This is a genomic window from Pantoea sp. SGAir0430, assembly GCF_043549295.1.
The window spans coordinates 615413-625929 of record NZ_CP039427.1; the positions used below are offsets into that span (position 1 = coordinate 615413).

The window sequence follows — 10517 nt, forward strand, 5'->3', positions numbered from 1 at the left end:
ATGAGAGATGATGATGTTAGAAAAACTTTTTAAGTTAAAAGCTCACCACACCACGGTGCGCACCGAAATCATTGCCGGTATTACGACCTTTCTGGCAATGGCCTACATCCTGTTTGTGAACCCCAGCATCCTCGGGGCGACCGGTATGGATAAAGGCTCGGTGTTTGTTGCCACCTGTCTGGCCGCGGCCATCGGTTCGATTCTGATGGGCCTGATCGCTAACTATCCGATCGCGCTGGCACCGGGCATGGGCCTGAACGCCTTCTTCACCTACACCGTGGTGCTGCATATGGGCTACACCTGGCAGATCGCGCTGGGTGCGGTGTTCCTTTCGGCGGTGATCTTCTTTGCGCTGTCGATTTTTAAAATTCGCGAATGGATTATCGCCAGCATTCCGCTGCCGCTGCGTGCCGGGATTGCGGCAGGCATTGGTTTGTTCCTCGCACTGATTGCGCTGGAAGGGGCGGGCATCGTGGTGGATAACCCGGCTACGCTGGTCGGTCTGGGCGACCTGACTAAACCGGGTCCGCTGCTGGCGCTGCTTGGCTTCTTTATCATTGTGGTGCTGGAAGCGCGTCGCGTCACCGGAGCCGTACTGATCGGCATTCTGGTTGTTACCTTTATCTCGATGGGCATTGGCCTGACGCCGTTCGCGGGGGTGTTTTCTGCGCCGCCGTCGATTGCACCGACCTTTATGCAGCTGGATATCGCCGGCGCGTTCAACGTAGGCCTGGTGAGCGTGATCTTTGCGTTCCTGTTTGTCGACGTGTTTGATAACACCGGCACGCTGCTGGGCGTGACGAAACGCGCCGGTCTGGCCGATGAGCAGGGCAACGTGCCGAAAATGGGCCGTGCGCTGATCGCCGATAGCGCCGCTGCGCTGTTCGGTTCACTGCTGGGTACCTCAACCACCACCAGCTATGTGGAGTCCGCTGCGGGCGTCAGCGCCGGTGGCCGTACCGGTCTGACGGCGATTGTGGTCGCCATTCTGTTCCTGCTCAGCCTGTTCTTCTCGCCACTGGCGGGTAGCGTGCCGGTCTACGCCACGGCGCCAGCGCTGCTGTTCGTCGCGGTGCTGATGGCTTCCGGTCTGGCAGAAATTGACTGGAAAGATGTCACCACGGCGGCACCGGTCACCGTGACCGCGCTGACCATGCCATTGACTTACTCAATCGCCAACGGTATCGCCTTTGGTTTTATTACCTGGACGGTGGTGAAACTGCTGAGTGGCCGCACCAAAGAGGTCAATGCGGCGCTGGTGATTCTGTCGATTCTGTTTGTGATTAAACTCGGCTGGCTGAGTGCCTGATGCTGTGTTACGGAAGCCCGCCCGGGCTTCCGTGTAAGTTGTTACATTCGCGCAATCATTGTTTGCGTGATGTCTCGCAATTCCTGCCCGTCGCCACTTTTCTCTTTCAGGCCTGTTGTTTACTGTCTCTCCGTAAATTCTGCCATGCGCAAATTTTTTGCCTGCAGTGGCGGGATCGTGGAATGTTTAATCGCTGCCGCTCTGCTTAAATAGCGGTGGAGTGACGCGATGACACAAGGTTGCTGAAGAAGGACAAGATAATGGATTATCCCGTTTGCACGCTGCCGCATCGGTTGCCGCCTCGCCTTCTGGCGTTAAGAAATCAGGGAGCACCGCTAATGGTACGATTAACCCAACACGTGGAACAGCTGGCGAACACCACCCACCTGTTACAGCAGGATGTCGCGGTCCTGACCGCGCGTTTTGAAAATTTTGCCACCAGAGCGGACGTGGAACGCGTGCGTACCGAACAGGGGCTGATGTGCAATCAACTGATGAATGAGATCGGTCAGGTGGAGAAGCGCATCGATAAAAAGTTCGAACAATTAAATGACAGGCTGATCTGGACCCTCATGCTGCCGGCTCTCCTCGCCGTACTGGCATGGTTGGTAAAAGTGGCGGTGCTGAAAATTTAAGGTTGCCAGCAGAAATCCGGCCCGTCCATGGGCCGGAACAGCGGATTTAGCGGAAGGGCGGTTCGTTGAAGGTACGTAGTTTCCTGGAGTGCAGTTTGTCACCCTCGGCGCGCAGCAGCTCAACGGCGCAGATGCCAATCTGCAGATGTTCCGAGATCGCGCCCTCATAGAAACGGTTGGCCTGGCCGGGCAGCTTGATTTCACCGTGCAGCGGTTTATCCGAGACGCACAGCAGGGTGCCGTACGGTACGCGGAAACGATAACCCTGTGCGGCAATGGTGGCGCTCTCCATATCCACCGCCACCGCGCGGCTCAGGTTGAAGCGTAACGCAGATGCGGAGTAGCGCAGCTCCCAGTTGCGGTCGTCCGTGGTGACAACCGTACCGGTGCGCAGGCGCTGCTTCACCTCTTCGCCGGGCATACCGCTGACCGCTTTGGTGGCGTCGTACAGGGCACGCTGCACCTCCGCAATGCTCGGGATCGGGATATCCGGTGGTAATACGCTGTCCAGCACGTGGTCGTCACGCAGATAGGCGTGCGCCAGCACGTAATCGCCGATGCTCTGGCTTTCACGCAGGCCACCGCAGTGACCAATCATCAGCCACGCATGTGGGCGCACCACCGCGAGGTGGTCGCAGATGGTTTTGGCGTTCGACGGACCGACGCCAATATTCACCAGCGTGATGCCGCGACGATTGGGCGAGGTTAAATGCCAGGCGGGCATCTGATGCTTCTTCCACGCCAGATCCGACATCATCGCCGTTGGGTCCTGCGTTTCCGCCGTGATCACCACATCGCCGGCGCAGGCGAGACTGTCGTAAGGCGTGCTGGGGTCCTGCACCTGCTCAATCGCCCAGCGCACGAACTCATCGACGTAGCGCGTGTAGTTAGTGAACAGTACAAACGGCTGGAAGTGTTCTACCGCGGTGCCGGTGTAGTGACGCAGGCGCGCCAGGGAGAAATCGGTGCGCAGCGCGTCGAAATGCGACAGCGGGAACAGCGCGTCGGCGTTGAACAGGCCATCAGCGGTTTCATCGCCAATCTGCGACAGTTCGGTCGTCGGGAAATGGCGCGCAATACTGGCGCTCATGGAGCGGTCCAGCGACAGGTCGGAGCCATCAATCACATAGGGATAAGGGATTTCCTGCTGTGACGGACCCACCTCAATCAGCACGTCGTACTCTTTTTCGATCATCTGCAGCTGTTCGCTGAGATAGTGACGCAGCAGCGCCGGGCGCGTGATGGTGGTGCTGTAGCGACCGGTGTGGGTAAAACGTCCCCAGGCGCGGGTGCGATTTTGCTGCGGGCCTTCACCCTGCCAGGTGATGCGCAGCTCCGGATAGACAAACAGCCCCTGCTGGCGCAGCCCGGCGTCCGGCAGTGTGCCGCTGGCAGTGAACGTGCGAATGGAGTTGCGCAGCGCTTCAACCGCGTCGTCATACATACGCTCCAGTTGATCCAGCGCCTGTTCGGTGGTCAATCCGTTCCGTTGCGTATTCATAGATTCTCCTTCAGCAAGTTGGACCGATTTGACCAGAGCATAGCGGATAAACCTCTCATCACGATGAAGAATCTGTGATCGACCGCATTCTGCACCATCACGGTGCTGGTAGGCGGCAAAAGGCTGGCTATGTTTATCAGGTGCAGGGAGGCCACATCGCACGTTTTCCGCCCGGCTGCGATGCCGCTGCAAAAAAATTGTCACCGATTGTCTTCTCTGGCGAGCTTTTTGCTTAAATTTCAACCGTGGTCGCGCTGACCACACTGCTCTCGAAGTGTTTCAGATTGATTTCTCCCAGGCCGTGGTATGGCTCCGTTCCTGACCCGTTGAGGATTGAAAGCATGTCTTTGAAATTCATAAAACACCCATTGAAGGTGGTGATGGCAGGTTGTTTAAGCATGGCGTTCTACGCGCAGGCTGACATAAAGATTGGCGTGGCCGGTCCGTTTACCGGACCGAATGCTACGTACGGTACGCAATACTGGAAGGGCGCCAGCCAGGCCGCGGCGGACATTAACGCTGCGGGCGGCATAAACGGTGAAAAAATTGTGCTGGTGCAGGGCGATGACGCCTGCGAACCCAAGCAGGCGGTGGCTGTTGCCAACCGGCTGGTGGATCAGGACAAAGTGATGGCGGTGGTGGGCCATTTCTGCTCATCCTCGACCATGCCAGCCTCAGAGGTGTATGACGAGGCGGGCGTACTGGCGATTACGCCCGGTTCAACCAATCCACAAATCACCGAGCGCGGCATGAAAACCCTGTTCCGCATGTGCGGGCGTGATGACCAGCAGGGGACAATTGCCGCTAATTATATTCTCGATACGCTGAAAGCGAAGAAAGTGGCGGTGATCCACGACAAAGACACCTACGGTCAGGGGCTGGCCGATGCCACCAAAGCGGCGCTGGAGAAACGCGGCGTCAAAGAGGTGCTGTATGAAGGGCTGTCGCGCGGTGAAAAAGACTTTAACGCGCTGGTCACCAAAATCGGCGCGGTGAAACCGGATGTGGTCTATTTCGGTGGCTGTCATCCGGAGGCGGGTCCGCTGGTGCGTCAGATGCGCGAGCAGGGCGTTAATGCGGCTTTCTTCTCCGGCGACTGCATCGTGACGGAAGAACTGGTGACTGCCGCCGGCGGTCCGCAGTTCACTAAAGGCGTGTACATGACCTTCGGCAATGACCCGCGCACCATCGCGGATGGCAAAGCGGTGATTGAAAAATTCCGCGCCAGCGGTTTTGAGCCGGAAGGGTATACGCTGTACGCCTACGCCTCCATTCAGGCTCTGGCCGCCGCCTACAAAGCGGCAGGTAAAGACAATGCCAAAGCCAGCGACTGGCTGAAGGCCAGCAGCGTTGACACCGTGATGGGCAAGAAGGCATGGGACGAAAAAGGCGACCTGAAAGTCTCGGATTACGTGGTCTATCAGTGGGATGACAAAGGCAAATATCACCAGCTGTAATTCGCTCTGCGGCCCCGCGCGCAGCGGGGCCGTTCGCATCTGAGCGTGACCTGTGCACGCCTTCCACCTGCGAGAGACAATATGGACGCCTTTTTTATACAGCAGCTGATTAACGGCCTGACGCTGGGCGCGGTCTACGGGCTAATCGCCATCGGCTACACCATGGTTTACGGCATTATCGGCATGATCAACTTCGCCCACGGCGAGGTGTACATGATCTCTGCTTATCTGTGTGCGATCGGGCTGGCGCTGCTCAGCTACTTTGGCATTCACTCCTTTCCACTGCTGATCTTTGGCACGCTGTTGTTCACCATCGTGGTCACCGCCGCTTACGGCTGGGCCATTGAGCGCATTGCCTATCGTCCGCTGCGCAATTCCACGCGGCTGGCACCGCTGATCTCTGCCATTGGTATGTCGCTGATTCTGCAAAACTATGTGCAGCTCAGTCAGGGACCGAATCAGCAGGGCATTCCCACCTTGCTCAGTGGCGTGCTGCGTATGGAGATCGACGGCGGCGTGGTGCAAATCACCTGGACCAAAGTGTTTATCCTGGTGGCGGCGCTGTGCGGGATGGCGCTGCTGACCTGGATTATCCAGTACACCAAACTGGGCCGTATCTGCCGTGCGGTCCAGCAGGATCGGCGCATGGCGTCGATTCTTGGCATCAATACCGACCGGGTGATTTCGCTGGTGTTTGTCATCGGCGCGGCGATGGCCGGGCTGGCCGGGGTGCTGGTTACCATGAACTACGGCACGTTTGATTTCTACGCCGGCTTCATTATCGGCATCAAAGCCTTCACCGCGGCGGTGCTGGGGGGCATCGGTTCGCTGCCCGGCGCGATGCTGGGCGGTTTGCTGCTGGGCGTGGCCGAGGCGCAGTTCGCCGGGCTGGTGAACTCCGATTACAAAGATGTGTTCTCATTTTCGCTGCTGGTGGTGATTTTAATCTTCCGTCCGCAGGGACTGCTGGGCCGGCCGCTGGTCGCCAAAGTGTGAGGAAGCCAGAATGAATGCAATGACGCAAACAGGCGGCATCCGTCAGGTGCTGCTCGACACGCTGCTGGCCGGTGCCGTCGCGCTGGTGGTGTTCGGCCCGGTGGTGGGCGTGGTGCTCAGCGGCTACAGTTTTACGCTGTCGCCGCTGCGCGTGGCGCTGCTGGTGGCGGTGGTGATGGCAGGACGTTTGCTGCTGGGGCTGTTTCTGCATACCGCCGTGGGGCGCCGTTTTCTGCACAAGTTTGAGGGCAACGATGACGGCGTATATGTGCGTGAACCCGGTTACCGTTCGCGCCTGCGCTGGATAATACCGCTACTGCTGGTCGTGGCCCTGGCGTTTCCGTTTCTCTCCAGCAAGTATCTGCTGACGGTGGCGATTCTCGGGCTGATCTACGTGCTGCTGGGACTCGGGCTCAATATCGTGGTCGGCCTCGCCGGGCTGCTCGATCTGGGCTATGTGGCATTTTACGCCATTGGTGCTTACGGGCTGGCGCTGGGCTATCAGTATCTCGGGCTGGGTTTCTGGAGCATGATCCCCATCGCTGCGCTGCTGGCGGCATTGGCCGGTGCGCTGCTTGGCTTTCCGGTGCTGCGCATGCACGGTGACTATCTGGCTATCGTCACGCTCGGCTTCGGTGAAATTATCCGGCTGGTGCTGAACAACTGGCTGTCGTTCACCGGGGGGCCGAACGGCGTCTCGGTGCCGTCACCGACCTTTCTCGGCCTTGAATTCGCCCGCCGGGCAAAAGAGGGCGGCATACCGTACCACCAGTTTCTGCATCTCGATTACAACCCCAACATGAAGTTCATCTTTATCTACGTGGTGCTGGTAATGGTGGTGCTGCTGGTGCTGTTTATCAAGCACCGGCTGACGCGCATGCCGATTGGCCGGGCGTGGGAAGCGTTGCGTGAAGATGAAATCGCCTGTCGCGCCATGGGGCTGAATCACGTGCTGGTGAAGCTGTCGGCGTTTATGCTCGGCGCCTCAACCGCCGGTATTGCCGGGGTATTTTTCGCCAGTTATCAGGGGTTCGTTAATCCCACCTCGTTTACCTTTTTTGAGTCCGCGCTGATTCTGGCCATCGTGGTGCTGGGCGGGATGGGCTCGACGCTCGGCGTAGTGCTGGCCGCGTTTGTGCTGACGGTGGCGCCCGAGCTGCTGCGCAGTTTTGCCGAGTACCGCGTGCTGCTGTTTGGCATGTTGATGGTGCTGATGATGATCTGGCGTCCGCGCGGCCTGGTGCGCACCGCACGCGTCGGGGTGCCGCTGAGAAAAGGAGTACGCCATGAGTGATGCCATCCTGCAGGTGGATAACCTGATGATGCGCTTTGGCGGCATCAAAGCGCTGAATGATGTCAGCCTGCGCGTGGAGCGCGGCTCGGTCACCGCGCTGATTGGCCCCAACGGCGCGGGCAAAACCACGGTATTTAACTGCCTGACGGGATTTTATCGCGCCAGCGGCGGGCGCATTGTGCTCAATGCCCATCAGCGCAGCACCGATGTGATTCAGGTGCTGGGCCAGAAGATTCAGCCGGGTGACTGGCTGCGGCCGGCGCGGCTGGGCTCGCGCATCTGGTACAAGATGTTTGGCGGCGCACATCTGGTCAACCGCGCCGGTCTGGCGCGTACCTTTCAGAACATCCGCCTGTTTCGCGAGATGTCGGTGGTGGAAAACCTGCTGGTGGCGCAGCATATGCAGGTCAACCGTCAGCTGCTGGCCGGCATCCTCAATACCCGCGGCTATCGGGCAGCGGAGAGTCGCGCGCTCGATCGCGCTTTTTACTGGCTGGAGCGTGTTGATCTGGTCAGCAGTGCCAACCGGCTGGCCGGTACGCTCTCTTACGGCCAGCAGCGCCGGCTGGAGATTGCGCGCGCCATGTGCACCCGGCCGGAACTGATCTGCCTGGATGAGCCCGCAGCGGGGCTTAATCCGGTCGAAACCGAGGCGCTGAGCCAGATTCTGCACCAGCTGCGCGCCGATCATCGCATCAGCGTGCTGTTGATTGAACACGATATGCCGATGGTGATGCGCATTTCCGATCACATCGTCGTGCTGGATCACGGTGACGTGATCGCCCAGGGCACGCCGCAGCAGATTCGACACGATGCGAAGGTGATCGCCGCTTATCTCGGCGCGGAAGAGGAGAGCGAGCATGGCTGAAGCAATGCTGGCGTTTGAACAGGTGGATGTGTTTTACGGCCCGGTGCAGGCGCTGAAGCAGGTGTCGCTGACCGTGGCGGAAGGGGAAACCGTGGCGCTGATTGGGGCCAACGGTGCAGGAAAATCCACGCTGCTGATGTCGATTTTTGGTCAGCCGCGCATTGCCAGCGGTGAAATTCGCCTGCGCGGAGAACCCATCAGCCAGCGGTCGACCCATTTTATCGCCGCCAGCGGTATTGCCCAGGCGCCGGAAGGACGGCGCATCTTTCCGGATATGACGGTGGAAGAGAACCTGCTGATGGGCACCATCGCCATCGGCGAGCGCTACATGAAGCAGGATAAAGAACGAATGTACACGCTGTTTCCACGCCTGCTGGAGCGGCGAAATCAGCGGGCAATGACGCTCTCCGGCGGCGAGCAGCAAATGCTGGCGATCGCCCGCGCGCTGATGAGCCGGCCGCGTCTGCTGCTGCTGGATGAACCCAGCCTCGGGCTGGCCCCGCTGGTGGTAAAGCAGATTTTCAGCATCCTGCGTGAGCTGACGCAGCAGGGCATGACGCTGTTTCTGGTGGAGCAGAACGCGCGCCACGCGCTGCAACTGGCGGATCGCGGTTATGTAATGGTCAATGGCGAAATTCGTCTGAGCGGCAGCGGCAGCGAACTGTTGCACAACGAAGAGGTGCGCAGCGCCTATCTGGGCGGCAGCGTCGGCGCGGGCGGGGAGTCAGCAAAAAGTTTGTAATAATGATTAAATGGTGACGGGAAACACTTTGCATAATCGTTAGCAGCCTATCATCATTATTACTCTACTTCTTAACCAAAGTGATTTGGTACTCCCTTGCAAAATCCTGGCGTAGCAGTAATGCGGGCGATCAGAAACACGGCGTGGTATCCCAAACGCCGTGCTTATCGCACGCTGTTGTGGCGTGAAATCACCCCACTGGCGGTGCCCATCTTTATTGAGAACCTGTGCGTGATGCTGATGGGGGTTCTCAGTACCTTTCTGGTGAGCTGGCTGGGCAAAGAGGCGATGGCGGGCGTGGGGCTGGCCGACAGCTTCAACATGGTGATCATCTCCTTTTTTGCCGCCATCGATCTCGGCACCACGGTGGTGGTGGCGTTCAGCCTGGCCAAACGCAACGGCAAGCGTGCGCGTGCGGCGACGCGGCAGTCGCTGGGATTGATGACAGTGCTGGCGTTTGTGCTGGTCATCGCCATCGAGTTCTGGGGGCATCTGATTGTTGATGTGATTGCCGGCAACGCCGAGCCGCAGGTCAAAGAACTGGCGCTCAGCTATCTGCAAACTTCCGCGTGGAGCTACCCGGCAGCGGCGATTGCGCTGATAGGCAGCGGCGCGTTGCGCGGTGCCGGCAACACTAAAATTCCGATGCTGATCAACGGCGGCATGAATATCCTGAATATCATCATCAGTAGCGTGCTGATCTACGGTGCGCTCGGCTGGGAAGGGATGGGATTTGTCGGTGCCGGGCTGGGATTAACCATTTCACGCTATATCGGCGCGGCGGCGGCCATTTACGTGCTGTATCGCGGCATCAGTCCGGCGCTGAAAATCACGCTGGCCAGCTATTTCCGCCGCTGGGATCGCAACATCCTGATGGAAGTGCTGGGGATTGGCGTACCGGCCAGTATCGAATCGGTGTTGTTTAACGGCGGCAAACTGCTGACGCAGATTTTTGTCGCCGGCATGGGCACCAATGAGATCGCCGGTAATTTTATTGCCTTCTCCATCGCCACGCTGATTAACCTGCCGGGCAACGCGCTGGGTTCTGCGTCGACCATTATCACCGGCAGGCGCTTAGGGAAAAATCAGGTGATGCAGGCGGAGCGGCAGATCAAGCACGTATTCTGGCTGGCGATGATTGGGCTATGTACGCTGGCGTTTATCACTGTGCCGCTGGCGGGCACGCTGGCGCGATTCTACACCCGCGATCCGCAGGTGATTGAGGTAACCAAACACCTGATCTGGCTGAATGCCGCCTTTATGCCTGTCTGGACCGCTTCCTGGGTGCTGCCGGCCGGGCTAAAAGGCGCGCGCGACGCACGGTACACCATGTATGTATCGATGTTCAGTATGTGGGGCGCGCGCGTGGTGGCCGGTTATCTGCTGGGTATAGTGCTGGGCATGGGGGTGATTGGCGTCTGGCTCGGCATGTTCCTCGACTGGACGGTGCGCGGTATCTGTTTCTGGTGGCGTTTAACCAGCGGCAAATGGCTGAACAATTACCGCAAAATGCTCGCGAAGAGTAGTGGCCCGTAGGCTGAGGAATTCCCACAAATAAAGACAGGCACAGGGTTTTATGATCGGCTTATTGCGCCAGCAAAAACAGATCGTACCCTATGCCTGCCATACCCGGCCCCGCCTCAAGCCGCACGGCTATTTTCGGACTGACCGCTGCCTTTCCGCTGGCAACCTAACTCAGCGCTTTCGTGAATTCG

At 58.8% G+C, this 10517-nt stretch carries 10 protein-coding genes; 9 read left to right on the top strand and 1 reads right to left on the bottom strand.

Features of this window, described 5'->3' with window-relative positions; genetic code table 11:
• Nucleotides 1–10: 10 nt before the first annotated feature.
• Together E7738_RS02930 and E7738_RS02935 are read left to right on the top strand one after the other, a co-directional pair.
• Entirely contained in the window at nt 11–1309 is a 1299-nt protein-coding gene (locus E7738_RS02930) for an NCS2 family permease (protein WP_021509817.1), read from the top strand.
• A gap of 260 nt (nt 1310–1569) precedes the next feature.
• Entirely contained in the window at nt 1570–1944 is a 375-nt protein-coding gene (locus E7738_RS02935) for a hypothetical protein (protein WP_394516083.1), read from the top strand.
• A 46-nt stretch (nt 1945–1990) separates the two neighbouring features.
• On the opposite strand, the gene E7738_RS02940 is transcribed toward E7738_RS02935, so the two are convergent.
• Entirely contained in the window at nt 1991–3445 is a 1455-nt protein-coding gene (locus E7738_RS02940) for an AMP nucleosidase (RefSeq protein WP_394516084.1), read from the bottom strand.
• Nucleotides 3446–3519: 74 nt separating this feature from the next.
• On the opposite strand from E7738_RS02940, the gene E7738_RS02945 reads away from it, so the two are divergent.
• The 7 genes from E7738_RS02945 (at nt 3520) to E7738_RS02975 (ending at nt 10338) form a co-directional block, all read left to right on the top strand.
• Entirely contained in the window at nt 3520–3681 is a 162-nt protein-coding gene (locus E7738_RS02945; RefSeq protein ID WP_155519940.1) for a hypothetical protein, read from the top strand.
• Nucleotides 3682–3843: 162 nt separating this feature from the next.
• Nucleotides 3844–4902, top strand: a complete 1059-nt coding sequence (locus E7738_RS02950; protein WP_394516326.1) for a branched-chain amino acid ABC transporter substrate-binding protein — start codon at nt 3844–3846, stop codon at nt 4900–4902.
• 81 nt (nt 4903–4983) lie between these two features.
• The gene (locus E7738_RS02955) at nt 4984–5898 is read left to right on the top strand and encodes an ABC transporter permease subunit (protein ID WP_021509822.1); all 915 of its coding nucleotides are present in this window, start codon (nt 4984–4986) and stop codon (nt 5896–5898) included.
• A 10-nt stretch (nt 5899–5908) separates the two neighbouring features.
• Complete coding sequence (gene livM / locus E7738_RS02960) at nt 5909–7192, top strand: high-affinity branched-chain amino acid ABC transporter permease LivM (RefSeq protein WP_394516085.1); 1284 nt, start codon at nt 5909–5911, stop codon at nt 7190–7192.
• Nucleotides 7185–8060: an ABC transporter ATP-binding protein gene (locus tag E7738_RS02965; protein ID WP_021509824.1), complete on the top strand. Its 876-nt coding sequence runs from the start codon at nt 7185–7187 to the stop codon at nt 8058–8060. Before livM ends, E7738_RS02965 begins: the two co-directional genes overlap by 8 nt.
• The gene (locus E7738_RS02970) at nt 8053–8802 is read left to right on the top strand and encodes an ABC transporter ATP-binding protein (RefSeq protein ID WP_394516086.1); all 750 of its coding nucleotides are present in this window, start codon (nt 8053–8055) and stop codon (nt 8800–8802) included. Before E7738_RS02965 ends, E7738_RS02970 begins: the two co-directional genes overlap by 8 nt.
• Before the next feature lie 120 nt (nt 8803–8922).
• Complete coding sequence (locus E7738_RS02975) at nt 8923–10338, top strand: EmmdR/YeeO family multidrug/toxin efflux MATE transporter (RefSeq protein WP_058757364.1); 1416 nt, start codon at nt 8923–8925, stop codon at nt 10336–10338.
• Nucleotides 10339–10517: the final 179 nt, after the last annotated feature.